Here is a 17,912-nt window from a genome sequence, read left to right on the forward strand (position 1 = left end):
AGTGTTACAAAGTGAGTGATATTGACCAATAAGTGACCCAGTGATCCGGTTTTAGGTGATCAGGGTGAATGAGGGGTTTCCCAATAGTGATGGTCTGGTTGAATCCCGGGTGAGTCAGTGATAAGCCCAGAGCCGCGCCGGTGACATTGCCGCCCTCGATTTGTCCGGTTTTTTTCTGTAGCCAGCCGGTATCCAGCGCTCCGGTTAAAGCGAGTTCCCCCAGAATAGGAAGCTCTGATACCCGCCAGTTCAGCTCGTTGCGCCAATATCCGCCGCAGTTGCCGGTGAGATATTGCTCTTTAAATCCCCGAACGGAATATTGCCCGCCCAGAGAGAGGCGTTCGCTGGCGTAAAGGTTGTCTGGCGTGGTCTGGCCGTAAATCGATGAGAGGTAATAAACGGAGTCTGTGACCGGCATGAAATAGCTGGCGCTCAGACTGAATTTGCGAAATTGACTACGTGGCGCATCTGGAAAACGTGGATCATCTTTGGTGGCGCCAAATGCTTGTAAACCGTGGCTCACTGTCGGGTTAAAAGTGACATAGCTCCCCGCCAGCACGGTGCTGTAATTAACGCCAAGATTGATGATGCTCAGTGTCGGGCTGCTGATGGATAATGTTTCTTCTGCCAGTAAATTGGTGGTCCGACGGCGTGTCAGCCCCATATCCAACGCCAGTTTCTGTTTTCCATCACGATATAGCGTCCGGTTTACTGCCAGCCGGTGAGTCAGGCTGTCGCCTGTGTAGCGATAGGTTTGTGAACCCGTCGGGATATTCTGAAAAGAATCATTCCATGCATATTGATAACTGAATAACCAGTAACCATAAGGAACCGTCACATTGGTGGAGAGGCTGCGGCTTTGATGGCTATTGCGGAAGTCACTGTTGTGGCTGGCAGATAATGACCACTGGTCTGCAAGGTGTAATGGATTATCCAGATTCACGCTGGTATTGATTTGCCCGACGCCGGTACTTTTTTGACCACTATTATCCGCTCCCAAACTGACGCTAATGGGTAAGCGAATCGATGTTCGTTTTAAGATAATCGCGGAATAACCCGATTGTTTTCCCGGCTGAATATCAATGGTCACTTGTTGAGACGGCAGGCGGTTTAAACGCTCCATGCCTTGTTCAATATCTCGCAGGTTAAGCGTTTTACCCACTATTCTCGGAAAAGCCATTTTCAACGAGAGAGGTGTTTCACCATCCAGGCTGACTGATTCAACTTTGCCTTCATTGACCGTAATAATAAGAACGCCGGAGGATAAATCCTGTGCTCTGAGTTCGGCCCGGGAAGTGACATAACCCCGTTCAATATAGGCATGAGTGGTTTTTCGCACCAATGCATTAATGTCCTGCAAAGATAAGCAGTGGGATAAATAAGGGTGGGTTAAGTGCTCTTTGACTGATCGAGGCAGGCTTTTTGCGCCGTCAAATTCAATCCGGTGAATGGTGTGGCAGATAGATTCTGCTGTACTCGGCGCCACATCGGGTAATGGAGATAAGGTGATGCTGTTGCGCAGCGTTTCCCGTTGCTGCTGGGCTTGTTGCAGCAATGCTTTTTGTTGTTGCGTGATCGCTTCTTGAGCCGCAGGGTTGATCGGTGTTGAAGCATGGGCTAGTTCAGAGATTGCTAGCAGCATAAGCCCTGTTAGGCTTCGGTGATAAAGAAAACGGCTTCCCATAGATAATCTTGATAGTTTAATAATAACATAATTAAACTATTCTAATGTGGTATTATTTTCTTGTCTGGAAGAGATAGTATAAAATGTGATCTAGATCGGTTATTTAATCCTGCTAATGGGGAATCTGATATATTAAATTCCGAAAAGTGGCGACAGGGATGGAGATATCATCTCCTTACTCCAACCCGAGTTCTTTTAACTTCCGTGTAATAGTATTGCGTTTCCGACCTGACAATCGTGCAGTATCAGCGCGAGCATTATCCGACAGCCAAAGTGATCTCTTATGACGACACATCTCTGGCCTTTGCTGCGCTACGTAACGGTAATGTACAAGCCATCACGCAGGATGTGCTAAATTAGTCGGCCTGTTGGCTAATAGCGTATGAAGAGTTGAAAGCCTGTTAAGATCAGGCTTTCAATTTGCAGAGAAAACTACTGATATTTTTCCGGTGACACAAAACCTACACAGACTATTGTTGGCTTAGTTTCAGGTTCGGGCTGGAAAAGGAATTCTTCCGTGCTATTTATTCTTAATTTTGACCAGTCTTGCAAAACACTGTGAAAATCTTCTTGCTCGCAGGTTTTTCCCTTTGCGCCTACCAGAATAGCGCCGTCACGTGCAATATCGCTTTCCTTAACATGGCGGTTGTAGATATTCGGCGCCTGTTCTTCCAGCGTCCAAGGTTGGATCGTTTCTGGCTGACTTGGTGCGTAGACAGTCAGCCACTGATGCAAGTATTCGCCTCCGACATAATGGAGCGGAGTTGGATAGAGTTGATGCCAGCGTTGTTCCAGTTGCCGGGAAAAGTCTTTGATGCCTTCGAATTTATGGCCCGCGCCGCGAATATTGGTTGCCATAATCAACACATATCCCATCGCAATCAATATTGCGACGATAATCAGCCCTCTCAGAGTATTGCGTAATGATTTCTGTGGAAAACGGGTAATTGAACCCACCAACAGCGCTGATGAAACAGACATAAAGGGATGCAGCCATTCTGTCATTCTTCCCCCTTTATTGAATGAGAACCAGCAGTAGATAATCAGTAATGGCAACAGAATAACAATGTTTACCAGTCGGTTCGGTTGTTCCTTCGGCCAGCTAATACGGCCGCCAAGCTGATAAATAATAATGCCAACGATAATCAGTGGATAAAATACTGATAATAGCGATCGGGTGGTATGTAGATTAAATCCGCTATCTATTTGTGAATCTACCCATTTGAATGCGGCAAAATCATTGTGCCACAACCACCAGAAGTTAGGCAGGACCAGCATAAACCAGATAACCAAGGCGATATAAAGCGCGGGTTGGCGGTAACATTGGCGAACTTTAGGTACAAATAGCGTCAACAGAAAAACCGAGCCAACCAATGCCAATGTGGAATATTTTCCCATTGTCGCCAGCCCGGAACTGAGAGCAAATGCCAGCCACCAACGTGGATTGTCATACACGGCTCGCAGAAAGAACAACATAATCCACGGCCAGAGCATAATTAACAGATAATTATCGTTATACGGGATGATATCGAAGTTAATAATACCGGACAGGTTTAATGTCAACATGGCGAGCCATGCCAGCTCTTTTTTCCCTGTCAGCCGAAATGCCAGGTGCCATACACCGAGCATACCAATCGCGATAGCGATAAAGTGAATGAAATACCAGTAAAAACTCAATGAAACACCGCTTATATGGATAGCAGGCAGCATCATTACACCAACTAACCACGGATTTTTCGGTGAGCCCCATTCGCCGTTTTTTCCCCAATTCAATGCTTCGACAGCATCATAAGGCACGGTTGGGTCAAATGAATAACTCACAATCATCCATAACAAAGCATAACTCACTACCCACAAGTAAACGGATTTATAACAAGAAGTATCAAAAATAGGCATATTAATTGATCATTTATTGAAGGTTAAGATTAATAGGATATTCGTTGGTGATTAAACCATGCATGAATGATAAGAGATTTTGGCTATATTTTTTTAAAGATAAAGAGTTATTCGCGGCGCTTTTCTATACGTGCGGTTTCTGTTAGATTCCGGCGCAGCAATACCCTGATAAACCAAATTGAGTAACAGGCTATGAACTCGTTAAAGAAAAAAGCACCAGCCAAAGCATCTGCTGGTAAACAGAAAAGAAAAAGTCGCGAAGAATTAAATGCGGAAGGGCGTGCACGTAAGCGTGAGAAAAAACATCGTGGCAATTCGCCCGGTAATCGCTATCAGGAGCAAAGTGGTGATAAACATCAGTCAGGTAAGCAGCAACGTGATCCACGTCTTGGCAGTAAAGTACCTGTTCCGCTGATTGTTGGGGAACAACCGACAAAACCTGTCGTTGCTAATAAAGTTGAGACAAAACCACGTTTGTCGCCGCAGCAAGAATTAGCCATGTTGGAAAATGACGATCGTCTGGATGCATTGCTGGAACGTCTGGAAAATGGCGAAAGTCTGTCTAAAGAAGAGCATGATTATGTTGATACCACGCTAGATCGAATTGACGCTCTGATGGAAGAGTTAGGAATTCAACTGGATGAGGAAGAGAACGAAGAAGAGCGGCAGGATGACATTATGCAACTGCTGAAAGGTAAATAATTTAATCTCCCATGATCAAAGGCGGATTAACCCTAATAACCATACTAATAGTATGTTATTTGCTATGGTTATTGGGTAAACTATGGCGATTATCGCGGCGTAAAACCCGGCTGCGCGGCGTCACAACAGCGCAACATATTAAGCATATGAAAGCGTTACGTTTTGGTGGGCAAAAACATCGGAAGGAATAAACATGTCTGAGCAAGCCATCGTTTGGGATTTGCCTTTGATCCAAAAATACAATTATTCCGGTCCCCGTTACACTTCATATCCGACGGCATTGGAATTTAATCAACAGTATGATAATGCGGCATTTATCCAGGCTGCTACCCGTCACCCTGAACGACCGCTTTCTCTCTACCTCCATATCCCGTTTTGCCATAAGCTCTGTTATTTCTGCGGTTGCAATAAATTGGTCACCCGTCAAAAGCATAAAGCGGATGAATATTTGCAATGGCTTGAACGGGAAATTCATGATCGGGCGAAGTTGTTTTCTGATCGTAAAGTGAGTCAGATGCATTGGGGCGGTGGTACGCCAACTTATCTTAATAAAAACCAAATCAGTAAATTGACGGGATTGTTGCGCCACCATTTTGATTTTCTGCCCGATGCTGAAATTTCTATTGAAATTGATCCGCGTGAAATTGAACTGGATATGATTGATCACCTGCGCGGTGAAGGTTTTAATCGTCTGAGCATGGGCGTGCAGGATTTCAATAAAGAAGTACAGCGTCTGGTTAACCGTGAACAAGACGAAAACTTTATCTTTGCTTTGGTAGCTCGTGCCCGTGAAACGGGTTTTCATTCCACCAGTATTGATTTGATCTATGGCCTGCCGAAACAGACGCCAGAAAGTTTTGCTTTCACTCTGGAGCGAGTATTAGCGTTATCACCGGACAGAATGAGTATTTTCAATTATGCTCATTTGCCGAACTTATTTGCCGCTCAACGTAAAATTAAGGAACATGATTTACCGAGTGCCGGGCAAAAGCTGGATATATTGCAAGAAACAATCTCAACGCTGACAAACAATGGCTATCAGTTTATCGGTATGGATCATTTTGCTCGCCCGGATGACGAACTGGCGATAGCTCAGCGGGAAGGGAAATTACATCGCAATTTTCAGGGTTATACCACTCAGGAAGAGTGTGACCTGCTGGGTTTAGGTGTTTCTGCTATCAGTATGTTGGGCGATAGCTATTGCCAAAATCAAAAAGAGTTAAAAACCTATTATGCGGAATTAGAAAAACAGGGGCATGCCTTATGGCGTGGTTTAACTCTGTCCCAAGATGATTGTATTCGTCGTGATGTGATTAAAGCGCTAATCTGTCATTTCCGTCTAAATTTTGCCGATATTGAGCAGCAATATGGGCTGAGTTTTACCCGCTATTTCGCGGAAGATTTGCAACTATTAACGCCATTGGTTGAAGATGGACTGGTTGAAGTGAATGGGAAACAGATTTGGGTAACGCCACGAGGTCGGTTACTGATTCGTAATATCTGTATGTGTTTTGATATTTATTTGCGCCAACAGGTTCGCCAGCGTCAGTTTTCAAGGGTGATTTGATTGTTCAGAGGGTGGTTTTTAAATAAAAGGGCAATTACACAATTTAAATTACAGTCTCATACTTAGCTTTTTTTTCTTTCACTTAAATATGTGAGAACAAAGAATAGAACAACAATTACAATACTTCCTATTAAAGATATAATCCACCATTCATCGGGGAAGAAATACACTGATATAATTCCCCATATAAAAATGGCTACAACAGGCATATTTGACCACAATAATTCTTTAATAAATACACAAAAAAGATCTTTGAACCATCCTTTGCTAAATATTTTATTTTTCATATATAACTCAATCACCTATCATATTTGTAAGTACGCGAGCAACTTCTTCTTCGCTGACCTGCTTATTCTTGAGTCCTTCTATTAAATAAATTCCCTTTTCTAATTCAGGTTCAACTATAAAATATAACATTTCCAGTTTTTGAAAATACAAAGCCCAATAGAATTGTGGACATGTTATTTTAAGTCTATTTTCTGGTATTGATGCTTTCTCGTAGTATCCGGAAAATTGGGCGATATTTAACAATCCACTTATAAATCGTTTGGCTACATTTTTCATTATAGTTTTTTTAATTAAATTTAAATATATAGCTTCTGCTATTATAGCTGACACACTTAATTTAATTGATTTACCTATTGCCACTTTAGCGGAAAATTTTAATATTTTCCCATATGTTCTTTCTTTCTCTTTTTCTTCATTACCTTTAAATACTTCATCAATATATATTTCTGTTATTCTCGAAATGAATTTTCTTTTATTTTCATTTTTAAGATCCATCAGATTTAACTTCATTCTGTGATCTTCTTCTTTTATCCTTCCGTATACATCTTCATAACCGTCAAAAAAATATGAAAATTGCCAGAGCTTACGTCTCATACCTAAGCCTATAGTATCTACGACCTCTTCACCTAATTCTATAGTGTCATTTACTGCCCTTTCGAGACTGAGGCCTGCTACACGTTTAGCTTCTTCTATTCTCCAAAGCAAATCATTTTGCCGATCTACCTCTTTCCAGAGGTCATTTTCGATACTAGATTCCATACATAAGTTCCAACTCAATGATTAATAAAATTTTCTTCGAATTTCAGTGTTAATACCCTACCATTAATTTATCTCTGTCATCCATACGCTATCTTCATTATTAATTAAAAAAGCTAATATAACATATTAAAATAAAAATAACCATATTAATAAAATAACAAAAATACACTCAAAGAGTACTGGATAAGATATTAGGTTTCCGTAAAATAAAATAAAAATTCCAAATATTTTAATTTATCCTATAAAAAACAATTAACGTTGTGTAATGAAATTCTGTTACTCTTTGTCGCCATCTCCAGTGTGAGACTGTAATTTAAATTGTGCAATTACCTGTTCCTGATATATTCCTTACAGCAACGCGGACAGATAAATTATGGACGAACTGAACCAAGTGTTTAGTCCCAATATTAAGAAATCGTATGATTTCATATTTTCTATGAATGTATCGTCTGTTGAGAAAGAGAATTACGGCTGTAGTACTAGTCTGATGTATTATATTTCAGGCTTTTGGTGAGTACGCAATAGGCTAAAACAACAATAACCGGCCAAATAAGTATAAGGACCGAAATCCATAATGACCAATGCCATACATTTACCACCAAAACTAAGCTACATATAAAAATAGCAATAATAAGAGGCAAAAACTTAACAAGTAGACAAAAAACGTAAAGAGATGCTATAACAGCGGCCACTTTTGCTGGAATCTCCCACAATCCAAAGTAATCACGGAAAACATAAAAATTGATCGACAATACTTGCATCATCCCAACGAAAAGAGAGTAAAACAAAATAATCGCAAAAATAATCCGGCACCACTTCATCATCTTAAACCAACCTTATAATTACTAGTCTGAATATAAATCACAACCGAAGTTGTGGTTTTTTTTAAATTAAGTTTTTGCTCACTTAATGAGGCAATAACAGTAGCTTGAAATATTGCGTATTTCTTTGAGTATTTTTTATTGTGCGATACAGACACACAAAACACCTCCATATTCGGTCAGAGTTAAATCGCTACATATTCCTTGCTTTGGTTGTGTGTCCTACATTCTCAATTAGGTATATCAGGATTTCTGAGGTTACTGAGTTTCTCCTTATCAAGAAGCGCTATTTTTTCAGATACGCTCTGTTCACTTGGACAAAATTGTCGTTTTCAATTGGAGGGTGATAGATACTGCTCAATCTTGCCTTTTGTCGATTCTATTATCTCGATTGATCGTAAATTAATCACGTTTGATACCGGTTTTATCAGATATAATACAGCCAGTCAATCGGTTATAACGATCCTTGTTCTATATCGAGGGTTTTACTGCTTGAATCTCTGCACTGGCTTTGTTAATCAATTTGGAGATTTTGCTAATGTCATCTTTCTGTTCCGGCAGCATTACCCGTGCTGGGAATAACAGTGACAGCGGTTTTGGATGGGATGATTTTCTTGTCTGAATAGATAATATAAAATGTGATCGAGATCGGTTATTTAATCCTGCTAATGGGGAATTTAATATATTAAATTCCACAAAATGGTTATAGGGTTGGAGATATTATCTCCTTACTCCAACCCGAGTTCTTTTAACTTCCGTGTAATAGTATTGCGTCCCCAACCTAGCAATCGTGCAGCATCTTGTTTATGGCCTTTGGTATGCTTAAGTGCGCAATCAAGTAAGGTACGCTCCAATAACGGTAATGCTTCAGATAGCAGATCCTGTTGACCGTTTTCCAAGGCACTTGTTGCCCACTGGGCAAGTAGCTGCGACCAGTTTTCCGGTATTGTAGGTGTAGGTGTAGGTGTAGGTGTCGTATTTGCGGGTACTGTATTTGTAGGTACGGTATTTACAGATGTTGTCGCGCTGGTTTCGGTATGGTGGGGTTCAAATAATTCAGGCGGCAAATCTTGTACCAGCACCTCTTGGCTTGCTGCCATGACTGTCAGCCAACGGCAGATGTTTTCCAACTGGCGAACATTGCCCGGCCAGGGTAAACGCGTTAAGGCCATTTCTGCGTCAGGATGGAGAATCTTGGTTTCTACGCCTAGTTCTTTGGCCGTCTGTTGCAGGAAATGGCGAGTCAGGCGAGGAATATCTTCTACTCTGTCACGTAAAGGCGGTAATTGCATACGAATAACATTGAGGCGGTGATAGAGATCTTCACGGAATTTGCCTTTCTGTACTAAACGTTCCAGATCCTGATGGGTTGCCGCGATAATCCGTACGTCCACTTTCACCGGAGCATAGCCGCCAATCCGATAGAACTGGCCTTCTGCTAATACCCGTAACAGACGAGTCTGTATGTCCAGAGGCATATCACCAATTTCATCAAGAAACAGTGAGCCATGATTGGCTTGTTCAAATCGGCCATGACGTACCTGATTAGCGCCGGTAAAAGCCCCTTTCTCATGACCAAACAGCTCTGACTCAATCAAATCTTTAGGAATGGCTGCCATGTTAAGGGCAATAAATGGCTCATTGGCCCGTGGGCTATGACGATGCAGCGCATGGGCCACCAGCTCTTTACCGGTACCGGATTCGCCATTAATCAAGACGCTGATAGAGGAACGGGAGAGGCGGCCGATAATGCGGTAAACATCCTGCATGGCAGGCGCTTCGCCTATCATGTCTGAAACGGAGGTGATGATCTGTGGACTTTTAGTTGATTGGTTCTGATCGCGGGAGTGGCTAAGCGCTCGTTCCAGCAAGGCAACGGCTTCATCAATATCAAAGGGTTTTGGTAAATAATCAAAAGCCCCTTGCTGATAAGCACTGACCGCAGCATCCAAATCAGAATGGGCGGTCATGATAATGACCGGCAGTAACGGATTGCTCTGTTTGATATTATTCAGCAGGTTTAGTCCATTCATCCCCGGCATACGGATATCCGAAATCAGTACATCAGGAGTGTTTTGGGCCAGTGCGGTCAGTGCGCTATCAGCGTCTGCAAAACTGGTACATTCCATCCCCGCGTTACTTAACGCCCGCTCCAGTACCCAGCGGATTGAACTGTCATCATCGACGATCCAGATTTTTCCCTGTTGCATCGTTATCCTCTATTTCTTAATTGGTAAGTAGATAGAAAATTCTGTGTGCCCCGGCCAACTGGTAAATTCTATTTTGCCGGAATGTTGGTCTATTAAATTGCGAGCAATGGATAGGCCAAGGCCGGTTCCACCTTCATGGGCGCTGACCATTGGGTAAAACAAGGTGTCCTGAATTTGTGACGGGATACCTGGCCCGTTATCTTCCACGTCAATTCTGGCAGCCAGACGATAGCGCTTACCATGCAAGGTAATTTGAAAAGCAGTACGAGTGCGGAGGGTAATGGTCCCTCCCTGTTTTCCTAGCGCTTGCAAGGCATTACGGGTGATATTCAGTAGCACCTGTTCAATTTGATCAGGGTAGTGGGCCAGTTCTGGCAAACTGGGATCGTAATCTTTTACCAGTGTGACGTTATCCGGCATTTCCAGTGAGACTAACTGAGACACCCGTTCAGCGACATAATGAATGCTTTGTTTAATTCGTTCACCCGGATGCTGTGGGCCAAGCAATCTGTCTACCAGATGGCGCAATCGGTCGGCTTGTTCAATAATCACTTGGGTGTATTCCTGCAACGCAGGGTCAGGCAGTGCTTTTGACAGTAATTGCGCGGCTCCCCTCAATCCACCAAGGGGGTTTTTGATTTCGTGCGCCAGCCCCCGAACCAATTCCCGTGCGGCTATCTGCTGAGCTTGTTGTACCTGCTCTTGGCTTAACCGGCGTTGACTGTCCATAGGCGCCAGTTCCAGCAAGATGAACTGCTCGGAAATCGGTTGGGCACTGAGCGACATAATGTGAAAGCGGTTATCAACCACTAACGTTACTTCGTTATCAGTAAAACTCTGGCCGCTGACCAGACTAGAGCGCATCAATTCTGTATCCAGTGAGAAATAACTAAACAGCACCGGAAGAGGTGTACCGAATAGTTTACGGGCACTCTGAGCAAATAATTGTAGTGCTGCATGGTTGGCATAACGGATGACGAGATCCGTATCCAGTACCAATACACTGTTAATGAGTGAATTTAATATTTGCCCGCTGTCGGGCAGATTTTCCGTTTTCATCCACACTCCTGCACCTTTTTGGTGCACTTTATCATGTTCGAGCGTAAAACCCAGTCAAAGCCTGAAATTTAGATAGCAGGAAAAAGGCCCATCGGAAGATGGGCTAAAGGTTTCACGGCAACAAAAAATGATCAGCGGAAACGGCGCTGCTAATTACACACTGTAATAGAGTTCAAATTCCAGTGGATGCGGTGTCAGACGGACACGCTCTATTTCGCTGTTTTTCAAGTCAATATAAGCATCAATGGCGTCATCGGTGAATACACCGCCACGGGTCAAGAATTCACGATCAGCATCCAATGCCGCCAATGCGTCCTCTAGAGAAGAAGCGACAGTAGGGATCTCTTTGGCTTCTTCCGGTGGCAGGTCATACAGGTTTTTATCCATCGCATCGCCCGGATGGATTTTGTTGATGATGCCGTCAAGGCCAGCCATCAATTGAGCGGCGAATGCCAGATAAGGGTTAGCCGCCGGATCAGGGAAACGTATTTCAATACGGCGAGCTTTAGTGCTGGCAACAACGGGAATACGGATGGACGCAGAACGGTTACGGGCGGAGTAGGCCAGCATCACCGGGGCTTCATAGCCCGGAACTAAACGTTTATAAGAGTTGGTTGTCGGGTTGGTAAACGCGTTCAGTGCACGGGCATGTTTGATAATACCGCCAATGTAGAACAACGCTAGTTCGGACAGACCACCGTATTTGTCACCGGCAAACAAGTTAGTGCCGTTTTTGGACAGAGACATATGGCAGTGCATACCCGAGCCATTATCGCCGACCAGAGGTTTTGGCATAAAGGTTGCTGTTTTGCCGAAATTGTGCGCGACATTATGTACGACGTATTTGTAAATCTGGGTTTCGTCAGCTTTTTTGGTCATGGTGTTAAAGCGAGTCGCGATTTCATTTTGACCTGCTGTTCCCACTTCATGATGGTGAGCTTCCACAACTAACCCCATCTCTTCCATTGTCAGGCACATCGCTGAACGTAAATCCTGAGAAGAATCAACGGGAGGCAGCGGAGCGTAACCGCCTTTTACCGCAGGCCGATGGCCTTTATTGCCGCCTTCGTATTGAGTTCCGGAGTTCCATGCAGCTTCGATATCATTGATGTGATAGTAAGAATGGGACATGGCACTACTGAAGCGTACGTCATCAAACAGGAAAAATTCAGGTTCTGGCCCGCACAGGACAGTATCTGCAATGCCGCTTGAACGCAGGAAGTTTTCAGCACGTTTGGAGATGGAACGGGGATCGCGGTCGTAGCCTTGCATGGTGCCTGGTTCCAGAATGTCACAACGTAAAATGAGCGTGGCATCGTCAAAGAAGGGATCAAGCATGGCGGTGCTGGTATCTGGCATTAGCACCATGTCGGATTCGTTAATCCCTTTCCAACCGCTAATTGAAGATCCGTCAAACATTTTGCCATCTTCAAAGAAGTCTGCGTTAACCTGATGGGCAGGGATGGTCATATGTTGTTCTTTGCCTTTGGTATCAGTGAAACGCAAATCAATAAACTTCACCTGATGCTCTTCAATCATGGTTAAAACATGTTCAGCGGACATACTCGGTTTCTCCTGGTTTGTGTTGGTCTTGATAAAATTGTCGTGATTAAGACTAAAGAAAACACAATCACATTGTTTTACCTTAACAAGGCTATTTATACGTTTGCAAACATGAAAAACGTTTGCGAAAAGCATGCCAACTTTTTAACACCTTGCAATATACTGTACCGTGGGTATCCCTGTGATGGGATACCGGAATATTTGGGAAAATTGCACTGTATTGGTGCAACCATATAACTGAGACGCACAATATTAGTGCGTTTATGTCAAAAATGCGTCTATTTATGGGCGTGAAAGGGATCACAATTTCATTGTTATCAAGTTGTTAAGCATAGATTATTGTGATCCTGTTTAGTCCTTCGACCAATGTGTGTACAATAGCGCGCCATTTCTATAAATGCCTGAGGCAAAGTTTGTGATCGAAAAATTGCGTAATATCGCCATTATCGCGCACGTTGACCACGGTAAAACGACCCTGGTTGACAAGCTGCTGCAACAATCCGGTACTTTCGGTGACCGTGCGACAGCGACAGAGCGTGTGATGGATTCCAATGATTTGGAGAAAGAGCGTGGAATTACTATCCTCGCAAAAAATACCGCCATTAAATGGAATGACTACCGTATTAATATCGTAGACACTCCGGGACATGCCGATTTCGGCGGTGAAGTAGAACGTGTTATGTCTATGGTCGACAGCGTATTATTGCTGGTCGATGCTATGGACGGGCCAATGCCTCAGACCCGTTTTGTGACACAGAAAGCGTTCGCTCATGGTTTGAAACCGATTGTGGTCATTAACAAAGTTGACCGTCCTGGCGCACGTCCTGATTGGGTTGTGGATCAGGTGTTTGACTTGTTTGTTAACTTGGGCGCCACTGATGAACAACTGGACTTCCCCATTATCTATGCATCGGCGTTGATGGGAATTGCCGGTACTGATCATGAAGATATGGCGGAAGATATGACGCCGTTGTATCAGGCGATTGTCGATCATGTAGAGCCGCCGAAAGTTGACCTGAATGGCGCATTCCAGATGCAGATTTCTCAGCTTGACTATAATAACTATGTTGGTGTTATCGGCATTGGTCGTATCAAGCGCGGTACTGTTAAGCCAAACCAGAACGTCACGATTATTGATGGCGAGGGTAAAACCCGGAACGGTAAAATCGGTAAGGTACTGGGCCACTTAGGGCTGGAGCGTATTGAGAGTGAGCAAGCGGAAGCGGGCGACATCGTTGCGATTACCGGTTTGGGTGAGCTGAATATTTCCGATACGCTGTGTGATACGAATGCTGTTGAAGCGCTGCCGCCGCTGGCGGTTGATGAGCCGACGGTGAGCATGTATTTCTGTGTTAACACCTCTCCTTTCTGTGGCCGTGAAGGCAAATATGTCACCTCACGCCAAATCCTTGAGCGTTTGAAGAAAGAGTTGGTTCACAATGTCGCCCTGCGTGTTGAAGAGACAGAAGATCCGGATGCGTTCCGTGTTTCTGGCCGTGGTGAATTGCACTTATCTGTTCTGATTGAGAACATGCGCCGTGAAGGTTTTGAACTGGCGGTATCCCGTCCGAAAGTTATCTTCCGTGAGATCGATGGTCGCAAGCAAGAACCTTTCGAGCAGGTGACGCTGGACATTGAAGAGCAGCATCAGGGAGATGTGATGCAGGCGTTGGGTGAGCGTAAAGCGGATCTGCGCGATATGCTGCCAGACGGTAAAGGCCGTGTGCGCCTTGATTATGTTATTCCAAGCCGTGGTCTAATTGGCTTCCGTACTGAGTTCCTGACGATGACCTCCGGTACCGGTCTGCTGTATGCGACATTCAGCCACTATGATGATATTCGCGCGGGTGAAATCGGTCGTCGTCAGAACGGCGTGATGATTTCCAATGGTCAAGGTAAAGCGGTTGCTTATGCACTTTACAGCTTACAGGATCGCGGTAAATTGTTCCTGGGTCATGGCGCGGAAGTGTATGAAGGCCAGGTGATCGGTATTCATTCTCGTTCTAATGACCTGACAGTTAACTGTCTGACAGGTAAGAAACTGACTAACGTCCGTGCATCTGGTACTGACGAAGCGACAACCTTGTCTCCACATATTAAGAAAACCCTGGAGCAGGCTCTGGAGTTTATTGATGATGACGAGCTGGTGGAAGTGACTCCTGTGTCTATTCGCCTGCGTAAACGCCATCTGACGGAAAATGAACGCCGTCGTGCGTATCGCAGTAAAGAAGCATAATCTTTCCTGTAATACCCATGCTTAGGGCGCCGATGGCGCCCTGAGTTTTTTTAACAAACGAATTATTTACCGAGCAATTGATAGAACGTTGGGTTGTCATCACACTGCCCACCGCCACACTCCAAAATGGTGGAGATTAAATTTGCGGTAATTAATATGACAAATAATCCGATAATAATCTGACCGATAACAGACGTTTTTTGCTTTGCTTCGGTTGTTTTTTCCAGGCTTTTCAATATCAGCATGACGGATATGCCGATAATCGCGATAACTGAGCAAATAAGGGCCCAAGTATAGAAATGTATACCAAAAAAGGCGGAACCATAACCGAGATCACCGGGTGTGATATGTAAAAACACTTGTCGGATCGCAATAATGCCAGTCACGATACAGCCGAGAAGCGACAAGGCATAATGCGCGCTTTTGATACCAAAACACAGATTAAATAGGAAACCAAACCCTATCATGATCATGCCCGCTCGCTGTAGCAGACACAATGGACAAGGGAGTTCTGAAAGGACCAATTGATAATAGAAGGCAAGGGTTAGAACAGCACTGATAGCAAATAACCCAATGAGGTTAAATATCATGCCGTAGCTGATCTGTTGTTTTGTTGCTAATACCTGATTCATCAGATTGTCTCCCGTTAAAAAGATAGATTTAACGAATCAGTTGCATGATGGATAAACCAAGCTACAGTCGTCACCAAAAGAAGACCCCATAGGGTATAACTGGTTTTATACTTTCCATATAAGGTGGTAATAGCCGCAAATAATGCGAGTAAAAAAGGTAAAAACATATACATGGTTGATTCTCCAGTTTTCTACAAACATTCAAGACCTTTCCCCGTATTCAGGGTAGGGAATTCATCAAGCTCAGTTTAGGATCGTTTACTTCGATACAAGCGATCAATTATCCAAAGGCAAGTTGTCCATTAATGGGTGTCACTCTCTTTGGTATCGCATTTGAAAACGTACAAACCTACATTTATTAAAGCATGGTATTCGAACGGTGTATAATTTAACCCACATTCGTAGTGTGCTGCTAATAACAATTGTAGTCAATCTTATTTATGTCTGCCACTATTCAGTAGGATCTGCGTGATTATCATTTGGCGAGAGTTTCGATGAGTTGTTTTTTATTTAATAGTTAAGCAGGAAACGATTAGAAACAACGAATCGTACCTTTGCCTGGAAACTTCCTAATTTAACGACTATTCATAGATTTGCTTTTAAAGGGCTTAAACTATCCAATTTTCTACAATTAACCCTCTACCCAGATGAATTCTTTTTCATTGTTTGCCACTATTTTTGTCACTATTTAGTGGGCATTAAGCTTTCATAAAGAAGCTATCCCAGACATTCTCTATGGGGAAATGATACTTTCTTCACTCATTTTTCTGGTCGTAACACTTAAACTGTCAATATTCATGTGCTATTTCGTCTGATATTTGCGGAAGGAATAAATGTTTCTTATCACGGCACAGGAGAGCGGCAATTAAAACCCCTCGACTTTTTATCGTGAGGGGCGGTTGTGATATTTAATATCTTCTTGGTTTTTTACTCATTTAATGCTTCGGCGTTTATATTATCGGAAGCCGATTGAGAGCGGATTTTCACAAAGAAAGCAATTGTGACAACCGCCATTGCTGCCAGTCCGATAACAACGGAGATATTCCAGTTTAGCGCAAAACCTTCTGGCGCAAATGCCAGATAGGTGAAGCACACTGCGGTCATAAACATGGCAGGCAGGGTGGTAATCCAATGGAATTTATTGCGGCGCAGCAGCCATGCGGAGGCAGCCCATAGCATGACCATTGCTGTCGTCTGGTTCGCCCAACCGAAATAACGCCAGATGATGTTGAAGTCAGTTTTGGTAATCAGATAACCGACAATAAACATTGGCACACTTAATAACAGGCGTTTAGCCATTTGTTGCTGAGGAATATTCAAGAATTCAGCAATAATCAGCCGGGCGGAACGGAACGCGGTATCGCCAGAAGTAATGGGTAAAATCACTACGCCGAGGATTGCCAGAATACCGCCGACAGTACCTAACAGAGAAGTTGACACTTCGTGAACAACCAGAGAGGCCGTACCCTGATCAATCACGGCTTGCAACGCGTTAGTATCTTCATAGAAACTCAGGCCCAATGTACACCAGATCAGTGCGATAATACCTTCGCCAATCATTGCGCCGTAGAAAACGAAGCGACCATTTTTTTCATTTTGCATACAGCGGGCCATCAGCGGAGACTGAGTGGCGTGGAAACCTGAAATAGCGCCACAGGCAATGGTGACGAACAGCAATGGCCAAATAGGCAGATCTTTCGGGTTAAAGTTAGTGGTGAAATCCAATCCTTGAGAATAGAAAGGCTTGTCGCTCATCGCTAAACCGACCATCAGCGCGACAGACATAAACAGCAGCAATGCGCCAAACAGTGGGTAAAGGCGACCGATAATTTTATCAATAGGAACCAGCGTTGCGAGAATATAGTAAGCAAAGATAACACCGACCCAGATAGCAATGTTATCCCAACCCATTGCCTCTTTCAGCAAGTTATTCAGTAAGCCGGCTGGACTCAAAACAAAGACGACGCCAACTAGCATCAGCAGAATAACAGCAAATATATTCATGAAATGCTTCATGGTTTTGCCCAGTTCGTTACCAACGATAACGGGCACGGATGCGCCGCGGGCACGCACACTGAGCATACCAGAGAAGTAATCGTGTACTGCGCCGGCAAAGATACAGCCGAATACAATCCACAGCATAGCAAGCGGGCCATAGAGGGCGCCAAGAATCGGACCGAAAATCGGACCAACACCAGCGATATTCAGTAACTGAATTAACCAGACTTTTGGGGTGGACATAGCCACATAATCAACACCATCAGCCATAGAAAGAGCGGGGGTCTTTCTTTCTGGTCGAATAGTGAATATCTTTTCGACAATTTTGCCGTATATGAAATATCCAGCCAGAAGAAGGCCGATACAGAGGAGGAACCACAACATAAATATAACACCTTACTCGACTTTTTTAATCTGGGTGCTACTTTATCGTTTCGTAAGAAAAATACCGTGAAGTGATTCGCTTTTTACTGGTCCGTACTGTTTTCTAATTGAAA

At 43.7% G+C, this 17,912-nt stretch carries 13 protein-coding genes and 1 pseudogene; 4 read left to right on the plus strand and 10 right to left on the minus strand.

Annotated features, from left to right (window positions below):
* Window positions 1–4: 4 nt before the first annotated feature.
* Window positions 5–1,642 (minus strand): ShlB/FhaC/HecB family hemolysin secretion/activation protein, encoded by a 1,638-nt coding sequence (locus tag EAE92_RS04860; protein ID WP_246545004.1) that lies wholly within the window; start codon window positions 1,640–1,642, stop codon window positions 5–7.
* A 291-nt stretch (window positions 1,643–1,933) separates the two neighbouring features.
* Between EAE92_RS04860 and EAE92_RS24950 the strand changes: the two are divergent.
* Window positions 1,934–2,061, plus strand: a pseudogene (locus EAE92_RS24950) (amino acid ABC transporter substrate-binding protein); the annotation flags it as partial.
* 55 nt (window positions 2,062–2,116) lie between these two features.
* Here the strand turns inward: EAE92_RS24950 and EAE92_RS04865 are convergent.
* The gene (locus EAE92_RS04865; protein ID WP_105396265.1) at window positions 2,117–3,580 is read right to left on the minus strand and encodes an ArnT family glycosyltransferase; all 1,464 of its coding nucleotides are present in this window, start codon (window positions 3,578–3,580) and stop codon (window positions 2,117–2,119) included.
* A gap of 192 nt (window positions 3,581–3,772) precedes the next feature.
* On the opposite strand from EAE92_RS04865, the gene yihI reads away from it, so the two are divergent.
* Window positions 3,773–4,282: a Der GTPase-activating protein YihI gene (gene yihI, locus EAE92_RS04870; RefSeq protein WP_214067244.1), complete on the plus strand. Its 510-nt coding sequence runs from the start codon at window positions 3,773–3,775 to the stop codon at window positions 4,280–4,282.
* Window positions 4,283–4,475: 193 nt separating this feature from the next.
* The gene (hemN, locus tag EAE92_RS04875; RefSeq protein WP_214067245.1) at window positions 4,476–5,849 is read left to right on the plus strand and encodes an oxygen-independent coproporphyrinogen III oxidase; all 1,374 of its coding nucleotides are present in this window, start codon (window positions 4,476–4,478) and stop codon (window positions 5,847–5,849) included.
* Window positions 5,850–5,911: 62 nt separating this feature from the next.
* Here the strand turns inward: hemN and EAE92_RS04880 are convergent, their stop codons facing one another.
* The 5 genes from EAE92_RS04880 to glnA all read right to left on the minus strand — a co-directional run bounded on the left by EAE92_RS04880 (window position 5,912) and on the right by glnA (window position 12,549).
* The gene (locus tag EAE92_RS04880) at window positions 5,912–6,136 is read right to left on the minus strand and encodes a hypothetical protein (RefSeq protein ID WP_040151315.1); all 225 of its coding nucleotides are present in this window, start codon (window positions 6,134–6,136) and stop codon (window positions 5,912–5,914) included.
* A gap of 7 nt (window positions 6,137–6,143) precedes the next feature.
* On the minus strand, window positions 6,144–6,896 hold the full coding sequence (locus tag EAE92_RS04885; protein ID WP_214067246.1) for a hypothetical protein: 753 nt from the start codon (window positions 6,894–6,896) through the stop codon (window positions 6,144–6,146).
* Window positions 6,897–8,445: 1,549 nt separating this feature from the next.
* Window positions 8,446–9,927: a nitrogen regulation protein NR(I) gene (gene glnG / locus EAE92_RS04890; protein ID WP_214067247.1), complete on the minus strand. Its 1,482-nt coding sequence runs from the start codon at window positions 9,925–9,927 to the stop codon at window positions 8,446–8,448.
* Between the two features lie 9 nt (window positions 9,928–9,936).
* Window positions 9,937–10,986 carry a nitrogen regulation protein NR(II) gene (gene glnL, locus EAE92_RS04895; protein ID WP_214067248.1) on the minus strand — a complete coding sequence of 350 codons (1,050 nt, stop codon included), beginning with the start codon at window positions 10,984–10,986 and terminating at the stop codon, window positions 9,937–9,939.
* A gap of 153 nt (window positions 10,987–11,139) precedes the next feature.
* On the minus strand, window positions 11,140–12,549 hold the full coding sequence (glnA, locus tag EAE92_RS04900; protein WP_214067249.1) for a glutamate--ammonia ligase: 1,410 nt from the start codon (window positions 12,547–12,549) through the stop codon (window positions 11,140–11,142).
* Between the two features lie 397 nt (window positions 12,550–12,946).
* On the opposite strand from glnA, the gene typA reads away from it, so the two are divergent.
* On the plus strand, window positions 12,947–14,785 hold the full coding sequence (gene typA, locus EAE92_RS04905; protein WP_036778438.1) for a ribosome-dependent GTPase TypA: 1,839 nt from the start codon (window positions 12,947–12,949) through the stop codon (window positions 14,783–14,785).
* Between the two features lie 62 nt (window positions 14,786–14,847).
* Here typA and EAE92_RS04910 read toward each other — a convergent pair whose 3' ends face one another.
* The 3 genes from EAE92_RS04910 to EAE92_RS04915 all read right to left on the minus strand — a co-directional run bounded on the left by EAE92_RS04910 (window position 14,848) and on the right by EAE92_RS04915 (window position 17,799).
* On the minus strand, window positions 14,848–15,417 hold the full coding sequence (locus tag EAE92_RS04910; protein WP_214067250.1) for a disulfide bond formation protein B: 570 nt from the start codon (window positions 15,415–15,417) through the stop codon (window positions 14,848–14,850).
* Window positions 15,418–15,431: 14 nt separating this feature from the next.
* Window positions 15,432–15,590: a DUF5993 family protein gene (locus tag EAE92_RS24430; RefSeq protein ID WP_219847094.1), complete on the minus strand. Its 159-nt coding sequence runs from the start codon at window positions 15,588–15,590 to the stop codon at window positions 15,432–15,434.
* A 754-nt stretch (window positions 15,591–16,344) separates the two neighbouring features.
* Complete coding sequence (locus EAE92_RS04915; RefSeq protein WP_036813761.1) at window positions 16,345–17,799, minus strand: carbon starvation CstA family protein; 1,455 nt, start codon at window positions 17,797–17,799, stop codon at window positions 16,345–16,347.
* Window positions 17,800–17,912: the final 113 nt, after the last annotated feature.

The organism is Photorhabdus hainanensis, assembly GCF_018448965.1.
GTDB classification, from domain to species: domain Bacteria; phylum Pseudomonadota; class Gammaproteobacteria; order Enterobacterales; family Enterobacteriaceae; genus Photorhabdus; species Photorhabdus akhurstii.

Bases quoted from the DNA above. Each gene is read 5' to 3' on its own strand.
- EAE92_RS04885 (WP_214067246.1), bottom strand. From the start codon at position 6,896: ATGGAATCTAGTATCGAAAATGACCTCTGGAAAGAGGTAGATCGGCAA.
- EAE92_RS04860 (WP_246545004.1), bottom strand. From the start codon at position 1,642: ATGCTGCTAGCAATCTCTGAACTAGCCCATGCTTCAACACCGATCAAC.
- glnL (WP_214067248.1), bottom strand. From the start codon at position 10,986: ATGAAAACGGAAAATCTGCCCGACAGCGGGCAAATATTAAATTCACTC.
- EAE92_RS04880 (WP_040151315.1), bottom strand. From the start codon at position 6,136: ATGAAAAATAAAATATTTAGCAAAGGATGGTTCAAAGATCTTTTTTGT.
- EAE92_RS04865 (WP_105396265.1), bottom strand. From the start codon at position 3,580: ATGCCTATTTTTGATACTTCTTGTTATAAATCCGTTTACTTGTGGGTA.
- EAE92_RS24430 (WP_219847094.1), bottom strand. From the start codon at position 15,590: ATGTATATGTTTTTACCTTTTTTACTCGCATTATTTGCGGCTATTACC.
- EAE92_RS04910 (WP_214067250.1), bottom strand. From the start codon at position 15,417: ATGAATCAGGTATTAGCAACAAAACAACAGATCAGCTACGGCATGATA.
- glnA (WP_214067249.1), bottom strand. From the start codon at position 12,549: ATGTCCGCTGAACATGTTTTAACCATGATTGAAGAGCATCAGGTGAAG.
- glnG (WP_214067247.1), bottom strand. From the start codon at position 9,927: ATGCAACAGGGAAAAATCTGGATCGTCGATGATGACAGTTCAATCCGC.
- yihI (WP_214067244.1), top strand. From the start codon at position 3,773: ATGAACTCGTTAAAGAAAAAAGCACCAGCCAAAGCATCTGCTGGTAAA.
- EAE92_RS04915 (WP_036813761.1), bottom strand. From the start codon at position 17,799: ATGTTGTGGTTCCTCCTCTGTATCGGCCTTCTTCTGGCTGGATATTTC.
- typA (WP_036778438.1), top strand. From the start codon at position 12,947: ATGCCTGAGGCAAAGTTTGTGATCGAAAAATTGCGTAATATCGCCATT.
- hemN (WP_214067245.1), top strand. From the start codon at position 4,476: ATGTCTGAGCAAGCCATCGTTTGGGATTTGCCTTTGATCCAAAAATAC.